We start from the raw sequence: 20894 nt of genomic DNA, 5'->3' as shown, positions 1-20894 counted from the left end.
GATCTCCTTTTGCGTTTGATGGGACCGGTCATTCGCCGGGTTGGGTTGAGTGGAAAGGCCGGATGGGTTGCAACATCTGACGGTCGACCCGCCGGAGGGTGAAGCGTTTCCAGATCACGAAGATCGCCGGGATGACGAAAAGCGTCAGGATCGTCGCCGTGGCCATGCCCCCGATCATCGGCGCGGCAATGCGCTGCATCACCTCCGAGCCGGTGGCGTCGCCATACATGATCGGGATGAGCCCTGCGAATATGGTGGCCACGGTCATCAGCTTGGGCCGCAGGCGCAGGAGCGCGCCCTCGAAGACGGCCGTCTCGATGTCGTCGCGATCAATGCGCCGGCCCTGATCCCTGGCTGCCAGAACGCGCCTGTCCCAGGCAAGGTTGAGGTAGAGAAGCATCACGATGGCCGTCTCCACGGCAACGCCCGCCAGCGCGATGAAGCCGACCAGCACCGCGACCGAAACGGCGTAGCCGAGATAGAAAATAAGCCAGACGCCACCCGCCAGCGCCACGGGCAGCGCCAGCAGGATGATCGCCACCTCGGTGACACGGTTGAAGGCCAGGAACAGCATCAGCGTGATGATCAGCAGGGTCGCGGGAGCCACGAGCCCCAGCCGTTCCTGTACCCGCTCGATATATTCGTACTGGCCCGACCACGCGAGCGAATAGCCCGGTGGCAACGCGACCTTTTCGGAGACCACGCGCTGTGCGTCGCTCACATAGCCGCCGAGGTCTCTTCCGGCGATGTCGATGAAGACGAACCCGGTCCGGCGCGCATTTTCCGAGCGGATCATGCCGGGGCCGTCGACCAGCTTGACCTCGGCCACCGCGCCCAGCGGAATATGCGCGCCCGAGGGCGTGACGATGGGCAGGTCATCAAGGCGGTCGGGGCTGTCGCGCCAGTCCCGCGGATAGCGCAGGTTGATCGGGTAGCGTTCGAGTCCTTGCACGGATTCCGCAATGGTCTGGCCGCCGATGGCCGTCTGCACCACCTGCTGCACATCCTCGATGGACAACATGTAGCGGGCGGCGGCGGCGCGATCGATGTCGATTTCGATGAAGCGCCCGCCCACCGGGCGCTCGGCATAGGCCGAGGTTGTTCCGGGAATATCCGCCACGGCCTTTTCGACGGCGATGGCGATCTGCTCGATGACGTTCAGATCTGCCCCCGACACCTTCACGCCCACCGGCGTTTTCACCCCCGTGGCCAACATGTCGATGCGGTTCTTGATCGGCTGAATCCACACATTTGTGACGCCGGGCACCTGCACACGGGCATCAAGCTCGTTGCGGATGTCGTCCATGGTGATGCCGGGGCGCCAGTCCTCGCGGTCCTTGAGCTGGATTGTCGTCTCGATCATCGTCAATGGCGCGGGGTCCGTGGCCGTGTCAGCGCGGCCGAGCTTGCCGTGGATGGTGTCGACCTCGGGCACCTGCGCAATCATGCGGTTGGTCTGTTGCAGCACCTCGCGGGCCTTGCCGATGGAGACGCCGGGATAGAGCGAGGGCATGTAGAGGAAATCGCCCTCGTTCAGTTCCGGCATGAACTCGGTGCCCAGCCGCTGGAGCGGGTGGATCATCGACGCCACCAGCGCCGCAGCCAAGAGAACCGATGCCCAGGGCCAGGCCACGGCGGCGTCAAGGAATGGGCGATAGATCCACTGGCACAGCACGTTGAGCGGGTTGCGCCGCTCGGCCAAGATGCGACCGCGGATGAAATAGCCCATCAGCACGGGCACCAGCGTAATCGAAAGGATCGCGGCGGCGGCCATCGCATAGGTCTTGGTGAAGGCCAGCGGCTTGAACATCCGGCCTTCCTGCGCCTCCAGAACGAAGACCGGCAGAAAGCTGACGGTGATGATCGCCAGCGAGTAAAAGAGCGCCGGGCCGACCTCTGTCGCGGCATCGCGCGCGGCCTGCCATCGCTCTTCGGACGACAGCCTTTTACCCTCCATCTTGCGGTGCATCGCCTCGATCATCACCACCGCCGCGTCCACCATCGCGCCGATGGCGATGGCAATCCCGCCCAGCGACATGATGTTGGCGTTCACCCCTTGCAGCCGCATCACCGCAAAGGCAGTCAGCACGCCCAGCGGCAGGAACAGGACGATCACAAGCGAAGAGCGCAGGTGCAGCAGGAACGCACCGCAAACAAGCACCACGACGATGAATTCCTCTGTGAGTTTCTGTTGCAGGTTGTCGATGGCGCGCTCGATCACGCCCGAGCGGTCATAGGTGGTCACGATCTCCACCCCCTCGGGCAACGACCCGCGCAGGGTGTCGAGCTTCTCCTCCACCGCCTTGATCGTGGTCAGCGCGTTCTCGCCCCAGCGCATGACGATCACCGCGCCGACTGCGTCCCCCTCGCCGTTGAATTCGCCCACGCCGCGCCGCATCTGCGGGCCCAGCCGGATCTCGGCTACGTCCCCCAGCGTGACCGCCGCGCCCCGGTCGTTGACGATCAGCGGAATCCCGGACAAGTCCTCGATACTGTCCAGATAGCCGGTGGCGCGGACCATGTACTCGGCCTCGGCCATCTCGATCACGCTGCCCCCGCTTTCGCGGTTGGCCGCGCCGATGGCCGCACGCAGCGACGCCAAGGTGATGTCGAAGGCGCGCAGCTTGTCGGGATCGACGACCACCTGATACTGCTTGACCATACCGCCAATGGTGGCGACCTCCGAGACGCCCTCGACGGTCTGCAACTCGAATTTCAGAAACCAGTCCTGCAGCGCGCGCAGCTGCGACAGGTCATGCCCGCCGGTGCGGTCGACCAGCACATACTGATAGATCCACCCCACGCCGGTGGCGTCCGGGCCAAGCTCGGGATTGACGCCTGCCGGCAGGCGCGACTGGACCTGCGCCAGATATTCCAGCACACGCGAGCGCGCCCAGTAGAGATCGGTGCCATCCTCGAAAACCACGTAGACATAGCTGTCCCCGAAGAAGGAGAAACCGCGCACATCCACGGCGCCCGGCACCGCAAGCATGGCGGTGGTGATGGGATACGTGACCTGGTCTTCCACGACCTGCGGGGCCTGACCGGCATAAGGGGTCTTGATGATGACCTGAACGTCCGACAGGTCCGGGATCGCGTCCACCGGCGTGGTGCGCAAGGCCCAGAAGCCGCCTGCGCCCAGAAAGAGCGCAAGCACGACCACGATGAAACGGTTGGCGACCGACCAGCGGATGATGACGGGGATCATTGGCCAGGCTCCACGGCGCCGACCAGCGACATGGACATGTCCGGCCCCTGCAACAACAACAGCACCGTCTCGCGTCCGACGGGCAATGTGTCGGGATCGATGTCACCGGCCAGGGAAAAGTCCATCGTCATGCCGGGCATGCCGATCTCTGTGATCGGGCCGTGGGTGACGTTGGCCAGCCCCGCCTCCGCGTCGACGCTGTTGATCGTGCCCGTGACTTCCATCGGCTGAGGCCTGGCTTCGACCCCCTCGAGCACCATCGTCACGCCATCGGGGCGCTCGAAGGTCAGGGTCAGATCCATGCCGACAGGCAGGTCCGTCGCGTCGAGCGCGTCGGAAAGGGCGAAGTCCATCGTCATGCCGGGCATGCCGATCTCGGCGATGGGGCCGTGGGCGATGGTGGCCATGCGGGTCTCTGCGTTGATGCCCTCGATGACTCCGTCGACGATGACCGGCGGCGCTGCGGGGTCGTCGGCCTGCGCCGTTTCGACCATATCCGTCGCGTCCGCTTCCGCGGCGCGCACAGCCACGATGGTGAACATGCCATCCTCGCCTTCGGCCAGATCGAAGGTTACCGGCCTCTCCAGCGGTACGGCAGAGGGATCAAGCCCCTGCACGTCCAGATCCATCTTCATCGCGGGCCAGCCGAGGGCGGGGATCGGATCGTGGCTGACGGTCAGCTTGCCCTCGGGCGTGACGGCAAGCACCATGCCGGTTCCTGTGGCATCGACCCCGTCATCCCGGCCCAGCCGGGTCAGCGCGATCAGCCCGTCCGCCCCGCGCACCGCCTCGAATTTCACCTCCTGTCCTGCCGCCAGATCCTTGAGGTGGATATCCGAGCGCAGGGCGAATTCGGTTTCCATTGCGGGCCAGCCGAGAGGTTCGATGGCTTCGTGTGCGATCCGGGCGCGCCGCGTCTTGTTGTCGAGCGTCAGCAGCACGCCCTTGCCGGTGACGGGTTCCGCTTGGGTCGGGGCAAAGCGCATCATGCCGGCATTCAACGCGCTCTCGCTGTCGATCAGGAACTGCGCCGAGGCCACGACCTCGTCCCCCGGTGCAAGCCCCTGCACGATCTCGGTGCGCATCCCGGTGCCGAAACCGCCACGCAGCCCGGTCGTCACCAGCCGGGGGCGAAAGCTGCCATCGGCCAGACGCAGGATCACCCGCTCGGCCCGGCCGGTGCGGATGACCGCCTCGGAAGGCACCGTCAATGCCTGCCGCCCGTCGGCAGGCATCAGGGCGACCTTGGCGAACATGTTGGGGCGCAGCACTCCATCGGCATTGTCGAACCGCAGACGCACCCGAAGCGTGCGCGTCTTGGCGTCGAGCTCGGGGAAAATATAGTCGATCTCCCCGGTGAAGACCTTCGCCGGCAGGTGGTCGAAACGCGCCTCGGCGCGCATGTCCGAGGACAATTTACCCATATCCCGTTCGAACACGTCGACCAGCAGCCAGACCGAAGAGGTGCCTGCCAGCGACATCGCCCGCGTTTCGGGGCGCAGATACATCCCGTCAGCCGCATTCAGCGCAAAGACGACGCCATCTTGCGGCGCGTAGAAGCGGACACGTTGCGCGGGCCATTCCGCCTCAGCCATTTCATCGATCTGTCGCGCGCTGACTCCCAGATTCATCAGCTTCGTGCGCGCGATCGCGATGTTGTCGGCATCACCCGATTGCGTGGCCCGCAAAAGTTCTGAACTGGCGATGGTGAGATCCGGGGCGAAGAGTTCAAAAAGCAAGTCGCCCTTGGACACCTCGTCGCCCACGGCGCGCAGTTCCAGTCGCTCGATCCAGCCTTCGACGCGGGTGTGGATGTGACTGGTCGTGTGTTCGTCATACTCGACGAAACCGACCGTTTCGATGCGATGGGCGATATCCTCGACCCTCGCCACGGCGCTGCGCACGCCAATGCTGTTTACCTCGGCCGCCGAGAGCGTCACCTCCTCGGGGTCGCCCGAGGGCTCCTCGCCCTCGTAGACCGGCACCAGGTCCATGCCCATCGGCGATTTGCCCGGGCCATCCTTGCGGAAATTGGGATCCATCGGCGCAACCCAGTAAAGGACCTCCGGCTCCGCGGCATCCGCCTGCATCGATTGAGCCATCCGCTCGCGCTCGTACCACACGCCACCGGCGGTTCCGGCGGCGAGCGCCAGGATCGCCAGCGCGAAATATCGTCCACGCATATCACATACCTGTCTCTTCGGGTTCCGCGGACGCACCGCGGCAACAAGGATGCCCGGACGCGGGGCGCCCGGACCGTTCCGGTCAAGGAATCAGGTATGTCTCGGTGGTTTCTCGGCGCGCTCGGGTTCCGCCTGGGTCAGGCGCATCTCGGCAAACAGAACGTGGTTTGATGGAATAAGCTCTGAGTCCGGCAAATGCGCGGCGAAATCCGGCGCTTCGGAGAAACAGCAGACGGTCATCGCGCAGGCCGCGTGGCCCTTGTGCCTCGGCGCACCGGTGTCGTCCATCGTCGGACAGTCGCTGCCGGATTGCGCCGCGTGACCCATCATATGGGCGGGCTCGGCTGCAGTCGCCGCCCCGCTGACCCCCATGCCAAAGGAGCCCATGACGAACCCCGCCACAAGCCAGACCATCAGGCCCCGTGCAAGAGCGGACCGCAGCTGTCTCATGGGGGCGAAGATAACCGGCTCTCCCCGGCTGTCCAGTCAAACCGCCGCTCCGATGTCCGGAACGACCCCAATTTTTCGTGATCGGCGCCGCGTTGCTCCTGCCGGGCAGGCCCCGGCAAGCCCGCGACCGACCCGCCACGCGGCGTCAGTTGATCCCGTTGACCTGCTGTATCTCCCGGACATAGGCGACGATGGCGTCCACGTCGCCCTTGGTCAGCCCATCTTGCGCCGGCATGTCGCCGAATTTCCAGTGATGCGCCGTCACCCCGTTCTGCACGGCCAGCTGAAAAGCCATGTCGGCGTGATGCGAGGGTTCGTAGATCTTGTGAATCAGTGGCGGGCCATTGCCCATCTTTCCGGCCGCGTTCTTCCCGTGACACTCCGCGCAGACAGCGTCGAACGCCTGCTGGCCCATCTGCGCCTTTTCCGAAAGCTCATCGGGAAGCGTCACCTCGACCATCGCCTCGCCCTGCGCGGGCGCCGTCGCGCTCCCGGTGCCGGAGGTGGACGTCCCACCAACGCTTCGCATGGCGTAATAGGTGCCGCCCGCAAGCGCCGCGGCAACTGCAGCAATCATCAATGTCCTGTTCATCTCTCGCGTCTGCGAATCTATGATCTGCCGGGGCGGGCCTCAGCCGTCGTCCCCGGTCATGTCCTTGTCCATGAGAAAGGCGGCCATGGCCTCCCGGTCGGCCTGTGACAGCCATGACGTTGTGTGCCGCACGATCTCGCCCATGCCGCCGCCGAACGTGTCGCCATCTGGCATGACGCCGGATTTCAGCCCGAAGGCGAGCGACGAGACCGTCCAGCCGGCCTCGTGCAGATCGCCGCTCAGGACAGACGGCGCCTTGCCGCCACCGGGCAGGTCATCGCTCCCTGCAAGATAGCGGCCCGGCCTACGACCACCGGCAAGGTTCCGGTCGGTATGGCAGGCGCCGCAATGCGCCAATCCGTTCACCAGCCACCGGCCCCGGTTCCACGTCTCGGATCGTTCGGCGACCGGTTCGGTCGGCGGGGTTTCATGAAACGCCGCGCGCCAGAGCTTGAGCCCGAAGCGCAGGTTGAAGGGAAAGACGAGGTCGTTCTCGCGTGCCGTCGCTGCCTGCGCGGACACGCCCCGAAACGCCGCCCACATATCGGCGATATCCTGATCCGTCAGGTGGCTGTAGAAAGCGTAGGGAAACGCGGGGTAGTAGGGCGCGCCGTCCGGCGCCACGCCCTGCCGCACCGCGCGGGCGAAATCGTCGATCGTCCACGCGCCGATCCCCGACGTTTCGTGCGGGGTGATGTTGGGCGGCACGAACTGACCGAAAGCTGTTTCGATGGGTGCCCCGCCGGTCAGGGCGGGGCGGCCGGAGCCGGGATCGGAATGGCAGGCGATGCAGCCTCCGGCGCGGGCCAGGTAGGCGCCGCGCTGCGCATCGCCTTCACGCTCGCTCAACTCGGGGGCCTCGCCGATGGGCCAGACCACCAGCGATGCACCGCCCAGCCCCGCCAGCGCGGCGAGGCCGAAAACGACACTGAAAATGCGGCGCATGATCAGTCGTCGTCCAGTCGATACCGGTCATGACAGGCCGAACAGGTCTGCGTGACCATCATGAAGGCCCCGTCGGCGGGCATCTCGCCGATATGCTCGGCACTCATTCTTTCTGGAAAGGTGCCATCGCCCATCATCATGCCGCCACCCATCATGCCGGATTGTCCGCCCATCATGGACCCGCCCATCATATCCGACTGACCGCCCGTCATATGGTCCGCGCCATGCAGGCCGTTTCCCGCCGCCAGCGCAAGCCCCTCTGCCGCCGTCTCAAGCCGGGCAGCCAGCGAGGCGAACCGATCCCATTCTTCCCAGGTCCGCGGCAGGGTCTCCGAGGGGTGGTCGGTCGTGCCCTCCGGGAATTTTCTTGTCATCGCATCGCCGGATTCGGCGGCAATGGCCCGCGCCGCCTCGCGCACCGCCGCCGGGTCATACGCGACCTCGCCCGACATCATCGGCTTGATCCGCTTGATGGCTTCACCCATCTGTTTCATCGCATCCATGCGTTCCTTGACCACGCCGGTGGCGCCTGAATGCGCGAATGCCGCGGCGCCAAGCCCTGCGATGGCGGCCCCGCCAAGTACCAGTTGTCTCAGTATCATTTTCCGATCTCCCATGATCCGACAGAATTTGCCCCGGGGGGCAGGTTCGAATCGGTCATGGGCGTGGTGGGGGTGGGTCCGTCGCCGACGAGACAGAGGCATGCCATTCCGCCGCGAACCTGTGCGCCAGCGCGGTGGGCGCAGCGTCGAGCGATGTCACGGTCGGGCTGGCGGGCAGTAACTGCACGACACAGGTCCCGGTCATGTGACAGCAGGTGTCGGCGTTCTGGGCCTCTCCATGATCGCCGTTCGTCTCGGCGGACAGCCCGGTGTCATGCATCCCGCCCGCATGAGCCGACGCAGGCGGGGCCGTTGCCGCGAGAACCACGACACAGGCAACCGTCAAGCATGCGGCCAAAAGCGCCGTCCTGAACGCTGCGATTATCATGGCGGCAAGGATGAGTTGTGACGGGCCGGGTTGTCAACACGATCCGGGGTCCGATAGCGACTGCCCGCTGCTTGCGGCCCGATAACCGCTGAAGCTGGATCCGAAAGACCGGGTTTTGGGGCACATTCGCCTGAAATCGAAGCCTGGCCTGGTTCTGACATGGCACTCGCCGGCCAAGTCCAAGATCGGTCATTCGCCAGCCAGCGCCGGAACCGCCGCAAAGGGGTGCTGGTGAATGCATCCGAGATCGCGTTTCCAGATCTCACATGGTGGCGGTCGCGATGTCGGCAAACCCCGCGCCGGGGGGCGCCGCGGCTATGGCGTCGCCATCTCGCGGGGCAGGGCGATATCGGCCAGCGTGTGGCGGTTCAGTTCCTCCAGAAAGGCCGCTTCGGCGGCGCGCAGATGTCCCTTGAGCCGACAGCTCCCGTCGATGGTGCAGGCGCCGCCATCTGCCCCCATACATTCCACCAGCGGCTGCCCGATCTCCAGATTGCGTACGATATCCCCCAGCCGGATCTCCTGCGCGGGCTTTGCCAGAATCGCGCCGCCCCCACCGCCCCGGCGGGTTTCGACCAGCCCGGCGCGCGCCATTTGCTGCATGATCTTCGAAAGGTGGTGGCGCGACAGCCCGAATTCCCTGGCCAGATCGGCGGTCGAGAACGCCTGTTCGGGCGCGCTGGCCATCCGCATCAGCATCCGCAGGCCGAAATCGGTGAACGAGGTGAGACGCATGGTCGCTGCTATCCATCTTCAATCCATATTTACAATACTTATTAACAGCACTAGACCGATTCGCATAGGCGGGGGCTGAAGATCCCGCCGTTCCGGCGCGCCCCGGCGCGCTGACGAAAGGACCGATCCATGCCGGAAAGCGCCCCGATGCACGCCGCCGCGACACGCCAGTGCCGCGCCGGTCGCGTGGGGGCCGTTCCCCGGTCCTGCAACCAGATCGCAGACAGACCGGAGACCCCGACATGACCGATACCTCGGCGCATCGCACCCCGCGTGCGGCGCTTCCCGCCATGCTTCCCAGTGCGCCGCTGCGCGCGCTTTTGCAGCCCGTTCTTGCGCGCGTGGTGCGGCGCGTCGCGGCGCGCCATCCCGGCATGTTCGCGCGCATCGCGCCCTATCAGCAGGCCGATTTCCTGATCGTCGCCACTGAACTCCCTTTCGCGCTGCATCTTCGCCCTGATCCGCAGGCGCCGCTGTTTCGCGCCGTCCCCCGTGATCCGCTCCCGGCGCATGACGCCCGGATCGAAGCGCCGTTCATGCTGCTTCTCAACCTTGTGGATGGCGAGACCGATGGCGACGCGGCGTTCTTTTCGCGCGATCTCGTGATCTCGGGCAATACCGAGGCGGTGGTCAGCCTGCGCAACGCGCTTGACGATGTGGAGGGCTCGATCGCTCAGGATACGGCCGATCTCTTCGGCCCGCCGGGGCGCTTGGTGCTCGATGCGCTGCGCCGGAGGGCCGCGCCATGAACGCCGCAGCCGATTTCTCGCAGGCGGGCGAGCTGGTCTGCCCGGCAGGCACGCCAGCGGCGCTGCGCACGGCGGTCGATGCCGGGGCCGATACGGTCTATTGCGGCTTTCAGGACGCCACCAACGCGCGCAACTTTCCAGGGCTGAACTTCACGCTGCCCGAGCTCGAGGCGTCGGTCGCCTATGCTCATGCGCGCGGCGCCAGGGTGCTGTTGGCGCTCAATACCTATCCGCCGGCGGGCAAGTTCGATCTCTGGCGCGCGGCGGCGGCCAATGCGGCGCGGCTCAAGGTGGATGCCTGCATCGTCGCCGACATGGGCGTCGCCCGCCATATCGCTACCGAATACCCTGGCCTGCGGCTGCATCTCTCGGTGCAGGCGGCGGCCTCCAGCCCCGAGGCGATCCGCTATTACTGTCAGCATTTCGGCGTCAGGCGGGTGGTGCTGCCGCGCATCCTGACGATCCCGGAAATCCACGCCATCAAGCAGGAAACCCCCTGCGAGATCGAAACCTTCATCTTCGGCAATCACGGGCTGATGGTCGAAGGGCGCTGTTCGCTGACCAATTGGCTGACCGGCGAGTCGACCAATATGGACGGGGTCTGTTCGCCCGCCGGCAAGGTCACCTACGAAGAGGATGCCGATGGCGGGCTGCGCTCCTGTCTTGGCGGTTTCACCATCGACCGTTTTGCCCCCGACGAGACCGCCGGTTATCCCACCATCTGCAAGGGGCGCTACGCCGCGCCGCACCGCCCCGAAGGCTATTATGCCTTTGAAGAGCCGGTGAGCCTCAACCTCGCGCGGCTCTTGCCCGATCTGATGGGCGCGGGCGTCCATGCCTTCAAGATCGAGGGGCGCCAGCGCTCCAAGAGCTATGTGCGCAAGGTCGTCGGCGCGTTCCGTGCGGCGGTCGATGCGATCCGCGCCGGTGCCACGCCCGACCTTGCCGACCTGGTGGCCCTCACCGAGGGGCAAAAGGAAACTCAGGGCGCCTTCCAGACCAAGAAATGGAGATAGAGCGATGGAACTGACGCTGGGGCCGCTGGCCTATCACTGGACGCCGGAACGCCGGGCCGATTTCTACGCGCGCATCGCCGACGAGGCGCCCGTTTCCACGGTCTGTCTGGGCGAGGTGATCTGCTCCAAACGCGCGCCCTTCTTCGAGCGCGAGATCCCCCGGATGATCGAGCGCCTCACGCGCGCGGGCAAGCGGGTGGTGCTCTCGTCGCTGGCCGAGGTCATGCTCAAGCGCGAGCGTCAGGCCACCGCCGGGCTGATGGAGATCGACGACCCCGAGGTCGAGATCAACAACGCCGCCGGTCTTCTGGCGCGGGGCGGGCGGGCGCATCGGGTGGGGCCGTTCCTCAATGCCTATAACGAGGCCACGATAGACTGGTTGGCGGGGCAGGGGGCGACTCATGTCTGCCTGCCCGGCGAAATGCCCCGCAACGCGGTCGCCGCCGCCGCGCAGGCCGCCGCCGCGCTGGGCGTCGGGGTCGAGGTGCAGGTGTTCGGCCGCGCACCGCTGGCGGTTTCGGCGCGCTGCTATCATGCGCGCGCGCATGGCCGCACCAAGGACAATTGCAGGTTCATCTGCGAGGACGACCCCGACGGCATGCCCCTGACCACCGGCGACGGTCAGCCGATCTTGCGCGTGAACGGTATCCAGACCCAGTCGGAAAGCTATATCGAGCTGTCGGAGGAACTGCCCGCGATGGCCGCGCTTGGCGTCACCCATGCCCGCCTCATGCCGCAGGATGTGGACATGGTCGCCGTGGCGCATGTGTTTGATGACGTGCTGTGCGCCCGTACCGACCCCGAAGAGGGGCGCGCGCGGCTTTCGGCGATCTGCGCGAGCACGTCTTTCAGCAACGGGTTCTGGCACGGCGAGGCGGGCTATCGCCATATCAGCCGCCGCGCCAATGCGGTCTGAATCCCTGACGCGGTTCTAGTCCCGCCCGCCGACATCCTGCGGTGCGATCGCGACGCTCTTGATGATCGCGTGGCAGGGCATCCCCTCGGCCAGTCCAAGCGCCCTGGCCGAGCGCTGCGTGATGCGCGACAGGATGCGCCCGGCTGGCGTGGCCAGCGACACGATTGCCCCCGGCCCGTCGCCGGGGCGAATACGCTCGATGGTGCCCGGCACGATGTTGAGCGCCGACAGCCCCTCGGGCCGCGCGCGCGACAAGACAACCTCCTGCGCGGCAATACGCAGGCGTAGGGTTTGCCCTGTCGCTTGCGCAAGGCGCGGTACGAAAAGCGGCACGCCGCCGGCATCGAGCTCGCTCAGCCCGTCATCGTGATGCGCCACCACCCGCGCCGACAACACCGCGCCCACGGCCCGCGCCCCAAGCGGCGTCAGCATCGGGTCGCCCAGGACCTCGGCGGCAGGGCCTTGCCCGGCGATGCGGCCATTCTCCAGCGCGACCACGGTGGTCGCCAGCCGCGCCACCTCGGCCGCGGAATGGCTGACATAAAGGATCGGCACCGCCGCCTCGTCGCGCAGGCGCTCGAAATAGGGCAGGATCTCGGCCTTGCGCGCCTCGTCCAGCGCGGCCAGCGGCTCATCGGCCAGCAGGATCCCCGGATCGCCCAGCAGGGCGCGCCCGATGGCGACGCGCTGGCGCTCGCCCCCCGAAAGCGCACCGGGGCGGCGATCCAGCAGATCGCCGATCCCCAGCATCTCGACCACCTGCCCGAAATCGGCGCGCCTGCCCTTGCGGAACCAGCGGCTGAACCTGAGGTTCTGGCGCACGCTCATATGCGGAAACAGCCGCGCCTCCTGAAACACATAACCCAGACCCCGGCGATGGGGCGGCAGGTCCACGCAGCCCTTGCTGTCCAGCAGCGTCTGCCCATCCACCGCGATACGCCCCTCATCGGGTCTCAGCAGACCCGCCACCGCGTTGATGACCGTCGTCTTGCCCGACCCCGAACGCCCGAACAGCACCGTCAATCCCGGCGGTGCCTCGAAATCCACATCCAGCGTGAAATCTCCGAATGAATGCCTGATGCGCACCGCAAGCGTCATGTTCCCGAAACCCTTTTCGCCGCCCGCCGCGCCAGCCATTCCGACATGATCAGCGCCCCCATCGCCACCACGACCGAGACCACCACCAGCCGCATCGCCGAGGATTCGCCCCCAGGCACCTGCAAAAAGGCATAGATCGCCGTCGGCACCGTGCGGGTCTCGCCGGGGATGTTGGAAACGAAGGTGATCGTCGCGCCGAACTCGCCCATCGCCTTGGCGAAACCGAGGATGCTGCCCGCAATGATCCCCGGCAGGATCAATGGCAGCGTCACGGTCAGGAAAACCCATGTTCTTGACGCCCCTAAGACCGACGCCGCCTGCTCCAGCTTGGGATCGACCGCCTCGATCGAAAGGCGGATCGCGCGCACCATCAGGGGAAAGCCCATGACCGCCGCCGCCAATGCCGCGCCGGTCCAGCGAAACGCCAGCACGATTCCGAAATCCTGCAACAGGCTGCCGACCGGCCCCTTGGTGCCAAAGGTCAGCAGCAGCAGGTAGCCCGTCACCACCGGCGGCAGGATCAGCGGCAGATGCACCAGCCCGTTCAACAGCTGCTTGCCCGGAAAATGCCAGCGTGCCAGCGCATGGGCGATGAACACGCCAAGGGGCAACGCCACCAGCGTCGCCCAGAACGAGACCCTCAGCGACAGCGCCACGGCCTCCCATTCCTGCGGTTCAAGCCATCCCATGCGGTCGCGTTACTCCGTCACCACGATGAAACCCTGTCGCTCGAAGGCCGCGCGCGCCTCGGGGCCGCGCAGGAATTCAAGAAACGCCGCCTCGGCTTCGGTATCGCGCCCGACGACATCCGCCACGGGATAGATGATCGGCGGGTGGCTGTCGGCGGGAAAGGTGCCCACCACCGTCACCTTGTCGCTGGCCGCCGCGTCGGTGGCATAGACGATGCCGTAAGGCGCTTCTCCGGCCGCCACCAGCGCCAGCGCGGCGCGCACATTGTCGGCCTGCGCCACATCGGTTGCGACGTCATCCCACAACCCGAGTGACACCAGCGACGCCTTGCCATAAGTCCCGGCAGGCACAGCATCGGCCATCGCCATGGCCAAGCGGCCACCATCCAGCAATCCGGCCAAGTCCATGCCGGGGCCGATCCCGACCGGCGCCGCATCGCGCCCGTGGGCGATCAGCACGATGGCGTTGCTGAGCAGGTCAAAACGCGTGCCCTCCTCGATCAGCCCTTCGGATTCCAGCGCATCCATCCAGCCCGGATTGGCCGAGATGAACACATCCGCCGGGGCGCCCTGCTGGATCTGACGCGCCAGCGCCGAAGACCCGGCCAGCGACACCACAAGGTCGTGGCCGCTTGCGGCCTCGAAGCGGTCCTCGATCTCCTGCATGGCGTTGCTCATGCTGGCGGCGGCAAAGACGGTGACGCTCTCGGCCCGCGCCACGGTTGCTGGCAGCAGCGCAGCGGCCAGCATGGCGGCAATCGCGTGGCGCGCGGATGAGAGGCGCATGTGATTCTCCCCCTGAGAAGCGATATGTTTCATCGGGAATATTGAGAATGCAGCCCGCAAGGCAAGCGTTATTTTCCTTCGGGAATATCGCGCAGCATCCCGGTCAGCCGCGCGATATGCGCGGCGCCGGCGCGCTGGGCGGCCGCCTCAAGGCCCCGGAACTCGGCCAGAACGGCCTGCCCGGTCTCGGTCACCACCGCCCCGCCGCCGCGCGCCCCGCCGCGGGTGCTTTCGACCACGGGTGCGCGGAACATCGCGTTCATCGTCTCGACCAGTTGCCAGGCCCGCTTGTAGCTCATGCCCATCTCGCGGCCTGCCGCCGCGATCGAACCGGTCTCGGCGATCCGCTCCAGCAGCTCGGCCTTGCCCGGCCCCAGCATCTCGTTGGGGGCAAAGACAAGGCGCAGGCGAAAGCGGGGGGCACTTCTGGGTTCTGTCATGGCGCAATCCTGCGCCGAAACCGGAGGCGGGACAAGGCGGCTCAGGCACTCGCGCGCAGTTGCGATGGCGTCGCCCCGTAAAGGTGGCGCACCGCCCGCGTCATCGCGGCAGGGCTGTCATACCCCGAGCGCAGCGCGATTTCGGCGATGCCGAGGCTGGTGGTTTCCAGCATCCGCCGCGCCGCCGCAAGGCGCAGATGGCGATAGACCGCACCGGGCGGCGCGCCCAATGTCGCGCGAAACCGCCGGTCCAGCGTGCGCGGCTGGCATGACAGCCTGCGCGCCAGCACCGACAGCGGCAGCGGCCGTTCGGTGTTCTGGCGCATCAGGCTCAGCGCACGGTGCACCAGCGGATCGCTCACCGCCTGGCGCTCGCGCGGCATCGCCACCGGTGGATCGCCATGGATGAACAGCGATTCCACGTCCAGCCGCGCCGCCAGCCCCAGGTGATCCGCAATCAGCCCCAGCGTCAGATCAAGCGCCGACATCGCGCCCGCGCAGGTCCACCATGGCCCGTCGCGCAAGACCCTTGCGCGCTCGGCCTCGACATCCAGGAACCGCTCGGTAAAGGCGTCCAGCAAGTCCCAATGTACCGTCGCCCGCCGCCCCGCCAGCAGCCCCGCCGCCGCCAGCAGCCACGGCCCCGCATCCAGCGCCACCACCGTGCCCGCCTTGCGCGCCGCCACCCGCAGCGCCCGCCGTGTCGCGCCCGAATCATGCGCCTCGTGGTAATAGCTGGCCAGCACGAACAGGTAATCCGCGCCGCTCTGCATGTCGGGCAGGGCGGCGTGGGGCATCACCTGCATCCCGCTCGATGACAGCACCGGCGCGCCCGATGGCGTGACGATCTGCCAGTCGGATGCGCGCGCCCGCGTGATCGTGTTGGCCGCGCGCAACGGCTCCAGGCAATTGGCCAGACACAGGTTCGAGAACTCGTCAAAGAGCAGAAAGGTGATGCGCACCGGCGCGTCGGTGGTTTTTGTCCATTCAGGCATGATAATTGTCTGATACCGCATATGCGATCCGGTCACCAGCGCGTTACCCTTCGCGCAACTCATGCCATTGCATGACCCGCAGCAGATCAGGAGGATCCCATGCCGCTTGCCATGAACCGCGAGGTTTTCATCACCTGTGCCGTGACCGGCTCGGGCGCGACCCAGGACCGCAGCCCGCATGTGCCCCGCTCGCCCCGGCAGATCGCCGACAGCGCCATCGCCGCCGCCAAGGCCGGGGCCGCGGTGGTGCATTGCCATGTGCGCGACCCCGAAACCGGCGCGCCCTCGCGCGATCGCGGGCTGTTTCGCGAAGTCACCGACCGGATCCGCGACTCCGATACCGATGTGGTGCTGAATCTCACCGCCGGGATGGGCGGCGATATCACCTTCGGCGGCATCGACGCCCCGCTGCCTGTGGACGAGGCGGGCACCGACATGGCCGGCGCCACCGAGCGCGTCGCTCATGTCGCCGACTGCCTGCCGGAAATCTGCACCCTCGATTGCGGCACCATGAACTTCGCCGAGGCCGATTACGTCATGACCAACACCCCCGGCATGTTGCAGGCCATGGGCCGCATGATGACCGAACTCGGCGTCAAGCCCGAGATCGAGGCCTTCGACACCGGCCATCTCTGGTATGCCAAGCAACTGGTCAAGGACGGCATCCTCGAACCCGACGCGCTGGTGCAGCTCTGCATGGGTGTGCCCTGGGGCGCGCCGGATGATCTCAATACCTTCATGGCGATGGTCAACAACATCCCTTCCGAGTGGACCTTCTCGGCCTTCGCGCTTGGGCGCAACCAGATGCCCTATGTGGCGGCCAGCGTGCTGGCGGGCGGCAATGTGCGCGTCGGGCTCGAGGATAACCTGATGCTCGACAAGGGCGTGCTGGCCGAGAACTGGCAACTGGTCGAACGCGCCGCCGGGATCGTCGAAAACCTTGGCGCGCGGGTGATCGGCCCCGACGCGGTCCGCCAGAAGCTGAACCTGCGCAAACAAGCGCCCAGGGGCTGAGCGGCGATGGGCCAGCGTGTCGTCATCACCGGCGGGGCCTCGGGAATCGGCCTGACCCTCGCGCGCCGCTTTCACGCGCGCGGCGACCGTGTGGCGCTGTGCGATGCGGATGCATCCGCCGTCGCCGCGGCCGAGGCCGAACTGCCGGATGCCATAACCGCCCTGGCCGATGTCACGGATCCCGCGCAGATGGACGCCTTTCTTGACCGGGTCGAACGGGACTGGGGCGGCGCCGACGTCGTCTGCGCCAACGCGGGCACAGGCGGCCCGGCGGGGCGGATCGAGGCTCTCGATTTTGAGGCATGGCGCGCCTGCCTCGATGTCAACCTCAACGGCGCTTTCCTGACCTGCCGCTGGGCGGCGCGGGTAATGCGGGGGCAGGGCGCGGGGCTGATCCTCCTGACCAGCTCCACATCCGGCCTCCATGGCGTGCCCCACCGCAGCCCCTATGTCACCGCCAAATGGGGGCTGATTGGCCTCATGAAGACGCTGGCGATGGAGCTTGGCCCCGCGGGTGTGCGCGTCAACGCCATCGCCCCCGGCGCAGTCGAGGGCGCGCGCATGGATCGCGTCATAGCGATGGAAGCCGCCGCCAGCGGCCTTTCGCCCGACGAAGTGCGCCAGATCTACGTCAAGGGCTCCAGCCTGCGCACATGGGTCAGTGCCGACGACCTTGCCGACATGGCGCTGTTTCTGGCCTCTCCCGCCGCTGGCCGCGTCAGCGGGCAGGTGCTTGCGGTGGATGGGCATACCGAAAGCATGGTCCCATGATGCGCCGCCTCGGCCTCCTTTCGCTCCTGTTTCTCGCCGCCTGTGCCAGCGCGCCCACCGGGCCGGGGTATCGCGACACGGGTCAGCCGCTTTCGGTCACGACGCGCAGCGATCATGCGCGGCTTTCGGGCGACTGGGTGCTGCGCGCGACCACGCCGCCAACGCCCGAGATGGCGGGTCTGATCGCGGTTGGCTACAATCCGGGCGAGACCGATAGATTCACCTTCACGCGCAGGGTCTGCGATGCGGACGGCGCTTGTGAAACCCGGCGCGTCACACGGACCGCTACCGTTCTGGGGCCGAACCGCTGGCGGCTTTCCGGCCCCTCGGGCGCGCTGGAACTCTGGGTGGTCTGGGTCGATGAGGGCTATCGCACCGCCGCCATCGGCACGCCCGATGGCAGCTTCGGCTGGGTGCTCGACCGCGCGCCCTCGGGCGGTGCGGACCGTATCACCGCCGCACGCGAGATACTGGAATTCAACGGATATGCAGAGCGCGCGCTTGGGCCGCGGCAAGAAGGAGACGACACATGACACGAACCGCAGCGATCATCGGGGGCGGTGTCATCGGCGGCGGCTGGGCCGCGCGCTTCCTGCTCAATGGCTGGGACGTGCGCGTCTTCGACCCCGACCCGCAGGCAGAACGCAAGGTCGGCGAAGTGCTCGACAATGCCCGCCGCGCCCTGCCGATGCTTTACGATTGCGCAATGCCCGACGAGGGGGCGCTGACCTTCTGCGCCTCGATCGCCGAGGCGGTCAGCGGTGTCGATTGGGTTCAGGAAAGCGTGACCGAGCGGCTGGATCTCAAGCACCGGGTGTTTGCCGAAATCCAGGCCGCCGATCCGGGCGCGCTGATCGGCTCCTCGACCTCGGGCTTCAAACCCTCCGAGTTGCAGCAGGGCGCCGCCGACCCCTCGCGCATCATGGTGACGCACCCGTTCAACCCGGTCTATCTTCTGCCGCTGATCGAAGTGGTGCCTTCGCCCGCCACCGATCCGCACGCCGTGGAAACCTGCAAGGCGCTGCTCACCTCGGTCGGGCTTTACCCGCTGCATGTGCGCAAGGAAATCGACGCCCATATCGCCGATCGCCTGATGGAAGCGGTCTGGCGCGAGGGGCTGTGGCTCGTGAATGACGACATCGCCACGACCGAGGAAATCGACAACGCGATCCGCTATGCCTTTGGTCTCAGATGGGGGCAGATGGGGCTGTTCGAAACCTTCCGCATCGCCGGGGGCGAGGCGGGGATGCGCCATTTCATCGCCCAGTTCGGCCCGGCGCTGGCCTGGTCCTGGACCAAGCTCATGGACGTGCCCGAGATGAGCGACGAACTGGTGGAAAAGATCGCCAGCCAGTCCGACGCGCAATCGGGGCATCTTTCGATCCGCGATCTGGAACGCAAGCGCGATGGCAACCTCATCGCCATGATGCGCGCGCTCAGGCAGCAGGGCAATGCCGCCGGGCGGCTGATCAATGCCCATCAGTACAGCCTGCGCCAGCCGCTCGCCGAAGGTGATCCGCTGGTCTCGCAATCGCGGGTGATCCCGGTGGACTGGACCGATGCCAACGGCCACATGAACGAAGGCCGCTACGGGCAGATATTCTCGGACGCAGCGGATGTGGTCATGGCGCATGTGGGGGCGGATGCCGATTACATCGCCTCGGGGCTCAGCTATTTCACCGTCGAATCCACCATCCGTTTCCTCGCTGAAACCCATGCCGGCGAGCGGGTCGAGGTCCATAGCCGCGTCACCGAGGGGGCGGGCAAGAAACTGCGCTGCGCCCACCGGATGATCCGCGCGGGCGATGGCACGGTGCTGGCCAGCTCCGATCAGCTGATGATCCATGTCAGCCTCGAAACCCGTCGTTCCTGTGAACCCGCGCCTCAGGTCGCCCGCCGTGTCGCGGACCTGGCGGCGCTTCATGCCGATAAGGACTGAACCCATGCATTTCGGATTGAGTGACGAACAGGAGATGATCGTCTCGACCGTGCGCAGCTTCGTCGAGAACGAGATCTACCCCCACGAGGCCGCGGTCGAACGCAGCGGCCAGGTGCCCCCCGATCTCGCGCAAGAGATCAGGCGCAAGACGCTGGATCTGGGTTTCTATGCCTGCAACTTTCCCGAAGAGGTCGGCGGCGCGGGGCTGGGACATCTGGACTTCGCCCTGGTTGAGCGCGAGCTCGGGCGCGGCTCGATGGCGCTCACGCATTTCTTCGGACGCCCCCAGAATATCCTGATGGCCTGCACCGGCGAGCAGCGCGAACGCTACCTCCTGCCCGCCGTGCGCGGCGAGCGGATGGACGCGCTGGCGATGACCGAACCCGACGCCGGTTCCGATGTGCGCGGCATGAAATGCACCGCCCGGCGCGACGGCGGCGACTGGGTTCTCAATGGCACCAAGCATTTCATCTCGGGCGCGGATCACGCTGATTTCGTTATCGTCTTCGTGGCCACCGGCGAGGACATGACCGACCGTGGCCCCAAGAAGCGGATCACCACATTTCTCGTGGATCGCGGCACGCCCGGCTTCACCATCCGCGACGGCTACAACTCGGTCAGCCATCGCGGCTACAAGAACATGGTGCTCGAATTCGACGATTGCCGCCTGCCTGACGCGCAGGTGCTGGGCGAAGTCGATGGCGGTTTCGCGGTGATGAACGAATGGCTCTACGCCACCCGCATCACTGTCGCCACCATGAGCGTCGGGCGCGCCCGGCGCTGCTTTGAACATGCGCTCTCGCACGCCGCCGAACGGCGCCAGTTCGGCCAGCCCATCGGCAAGTTCCAGGGCGTGGGCTTCCAGATCGCGGACATGATCACCGAGATCGACGCCGCCGATTTCCTGACCCTGGCCGCCGCCTGGCGGCTTGATCAGGGCCTGCCCGCCAACCGCGAAATCGCCAGTGCCAAGCTTTACGCAAGCGAAATGCTGGCCCGCGTGACCGATGCGACCCTTCAGGTGCATGGCGGCATGGGGCTGATGGACGATCTGCCGATCGAGCGGTTCTGGCGCGATGCGCGGGTCGAGCGGATCTGGGACGGCACCAGCGAAATCCAGCGCCACATCATCAGCCGCGAATTGCTGCGACCGCTCGGCGCATGAACGACAGCGGTGCGCAGGAAATCGGGGCCATCGCATTGGGGGCGCTGCCCCCAAACCCCCGAGGTATTTCCCGCCAGATGAAAACAGGGGCCGGACACATGAAGGACCCCCCGTCCACAAGGAACGAGGGGCTTCACCTGGCGCGGCCATCGGCTCCTCAGCCTGTGCCGCGCGGCCAGTATGGCGGGGCGGGGTTAACAGCGGGTTACTTCA

21 protein-coding genes are annotated in these 20894 nt (G+C 66.5%); 8 read left to right on the top strand and 13 right to left on the bottom strand.

Translation table 11 applies throughout. The features are described 5' to 3' along the window. Positions 1–28 precede the first annotated feature (28 nt). The 8 genes from N5A93_RS09710 to N5A93_RS09675 form a co-directional block, all read right to left on the bottom strand. The gene (locus N5A93_RS09710; RefSeq protein WP_268954890.1) at positions 29–3208 is read right to left on the bottom strand and encodes an efflux RND transporter permease subunit; all 3180 of its coding nucleotides are present in this window, start codon (positions 3206–3208) and stop codon (positions 29–31) included. Beyond that, a complete protein-coding gene (locus N5A93_RS09705; RefSeq protein ID WP_268954889.1) occupies positions 3205–5391 on the bottom strand; it encodes an efflux RND transporter periplasmic adaptor subunit in 2187 nt (728 codons plus the stop codon). The genes N5A93_RS09710 and N5A93_RS09705 overlap by 4 nt, the downstream gene beginning before the upstream one ends. Before the next feature lie 90 nt (positions 5392–5481). Then, entirely contained in the window at positions 5482–5841 is a 360-nt protein-coding gene (locus N5A93_RS09700) for a hypothetical protein (RefSeq protein ID WP_268954888.1), read from the bottom strand. Positions 5842–5986: 145 nt separating this feature from the next. Beyond that, positions 5987–6433, bottom strand: a complete 447-nt coding sequence (locus tag N5A93_RS09695; RefSeq protein WP_372920671.1) for a c-type cytochrome — start codon at positions 6431–6433, stop codon at positions 5987–5989. Positions 6434–6472: 39 nt separating this feature from the next. Then, entirely contained in the window at positions 6473–7378 is a 906-nt protein-coding gene (locus tag N5A93_RS09690) for a cytochrome c (protein ID WP_268954886.1), read from the bottom strand. A gap of 2 nt (positions 7379–7380) precedes the next feature. Further along, the gene (locus N5A93_RS09685; protein ID WP_268954885.1) at positions 7381–7980 is read right to left on the bottom strand and encodes a c-type cytochrome; all 600 of its coding nucleotides are present in this window, start codon (positions 7978–7980) and stop codon (positions 7381–7383) included. Between the two features lie 55 nt (positions 7981–8035). Then, positions 8036–8260 carry a hypothetical protein gene (locus N5A93_RS09680; RefSeq protein WP_268954884.1) on the bottom strand — a complete coding sequence of 75 codons (225 nt, stop codon included), beginning with the start codon at positions 8258–8260 and terminating at the stop codon, positions 8036–8038. A gap of 423 nt (positions 8261–8683) precedes the next feature. Then, positions 8684–9103, bottom strand: coding sequence for an Rrf2 family transcriptional regulator (locus N5A93_RS09675; RefSeq protein WP_268954883.1), 420 nt, complete (start codon positions 9101–9103; stop codon positions 8684–8686). A gap of 242 nt (positions 9104–9345) precedes the next feature. On the opposite strand from N5A93_RS09675, the gene ubiT reads away from it, so the two are divergent. The 3 genes from ubiT to ubiV are packed head-to-tail and all read left to right on the top strand — an operon-like array spanning position 9346 to position 11784. Further along, positions 9346–9852 (top strand): ubiquinone anaerobic biosynthesis accessory factor UbiT, encoded by a 507-nt coding sequence (gene ubiT / locus N5A93_RS09670; RefSeq protein WP_268954882.1) that lies wholly within the window; start codon positions 9346–9348, stop codon positions 9850–9852. Next, positions 9849–10868: a ubiquinone anaerobic biosynthesis protein UbiU gene (gene ubiU / locus N5A93_RS09665; protein WP_268954881.1), complete on the top strand. Its 1020-nt coding sequence runs from the start codon at positions 9849–9851 to the stop codon at positions 10866–10868. Before ubiT ends, ubiU begins: the two co-directional genes overlap by 4 nt. A 4-nt stretch (positions 10869–10872) precedes the next feature. Continuing rightward, positions 10873–11784, top strand: coding sequence for a ubiquinone anaerobic biosynthesis protein UbiV (ubiV, locus tag N5A93_RS09660; RefSeq protein WP_268954880.1), 912 nt, complete (start codon positions 10873–10875; stop codon positions 11782–11784). Positions 11785–11799: 15 nt separating this feature from the next. Here the strand turns inward: ubiV and modC are convergent, their stop codons facing one another. From modC to N5A93_RS09635, 5 genes are all read right to left on the bottom strand, one after another. Next, complete coding sequence (modC, locus tag N5A93_RS09655; protein WP_268954879.1) at positions 11800–12882, bottom strand: molybdenum ABC transporter ATP-binding protein; 1083 nt, start codon at positions 12880–12882, stop codon at positions 11800–11802. Next, positions 12879–13571 (bottom strand): molybdate ABC transporter permease subunit, encoded by a 693-nt coding sequence (gene modB / locus N5A93_RS09650; RefSeq protein ID WP_268954878.1) that lies wholly within the window; start codon positions 13569–13571, stop codon positions 12879–12881. The genes modC and modB overlap by 4 nt, the downstream gene beginning before the upstream one ends. Positions 13572–13580: 9 nt before the next feature. Continuing rightward, the gene (modA, locus tag N5A93_RS09645; protein ID WP_268954877.1) at positions 13581–14357 is read right to left on the bottom strand and encodes a molybdate ABC transporter substrate-binding protein; all 777 of its coding nucleotides are present in this window, start codon (positions 14355–14357) and stop codon (positions 13581–13583) included. A 68-nt stretch (positions 14358–14425) separates the two neighbouring features. Continuing rightward, positions 14426–14797 carry a winged helix-turn-helix domain-containing protein gene (locus N5A93_RS09640; protein WP_268954876.1) on the bottom strand — a complete coding sequence of 124 codons (372 nt, stop codon included), beginning with the start codon at positions 14795–14797 and terminating at the stop codon, positions 14426–14428. Between the two features lie 41 nt (positions 14798–14838). Continuing rightward, on the bottom strand, positions 14839–15792 hold the full coding sequence (locus tag N5A93_RS09635) for a GlxA family transcriptional regulator (protein ID WP_268954875.1): 954 nt from the start codon (positions 15790–15792) through the stop codon (positions 14839–14841). Positions 15793–15891: 99 nt separating this feature from the next. Between N5A93_RS09635 and bcoG the strand changes: the two genes are divergently transcribed. The 5 genes from bcoG to N5A93_RS09610 are packed head-to-tail and all read left to right on the top strand — an operon-like array spanning position 15892 to position 20681. Beyond that, on the top strand, positions 15892–16806 hold the full coding sequence (bcoG, locus tag N5A93_RS09630) for a 3-dehydrocarnitine:acetyl-CoA trimethylamine transferase BcoG (protein WP_268954874.1): 915 nt from the start codon (positions 15892–15894) through the stop codon (positions 16804–16806). 6 nt (positions 16807–16812) lie between these two features. Continuing rightward, a complete protein-coding gene (locus tag N5A93_RS09625) occupies positions 16813–17577 on the top strand; it encodes an SDR family oxidoreductase (RefSeq protein ID WP_268954873.1) in 765 nt (254 codons plus the stop codon). Then, the gene (locus N5A93_RS09620; protein ID WP_268954872.1) at positions 17574–18110 is read left to right on the top strand and encodes a lipocalin family protein; all 537 of its coding nucleotides are present in this window, start codon (positions 17574–17576) and stop codon (positions 18108–18110) included. Before N5A93_RS09625 ends, N5A93_RS09620 begins: the two co-directional genes overlap by 4 nt. Beyond that, the gene (locus tag N5A93_RS09615; protein WP_268954871.1) at positions 18107–19516 is read left to right on the top strand and encodes a carnitine 3-dehydrogenase; all 1410 of its coding nucleotides are present in this window, start codon (positions 18107–18109) and stop codon (positions 19514–19516) included. Before N5A93_RS09620 ends, N5A93_RS09615 begins: the two co-directional genes overlap by 4 nt. A 4-nt stretch (positions 19517–19520) precedes the next feature. Then, positions 19521–20681, top strand: a complete 1161-nt coding sequence (locus tag N5A93_RS09610; RefSeq protein WP_268954870.1) for an acyl-CoA dehydrogenase family protein — start codon at positions 19521–19523, stop codon at positions 20679–20681. The last annotated feature ends 213 nt before the right edge of the window (positions 20682–20894 follow it).

The sequence above is a fragment of the Roseovarius salincola genome, assembly GCF_026891095.1.
GTDB lineage: Bacteria > Pseudomonadota > Alphaproteobacteria > Rhodobacterales > Rhodobacteraceae > Roseovarius > Roseovarius salincola.
This window is presented reverse-complemented; position numbering and strand designations above follow the sequence as displayed.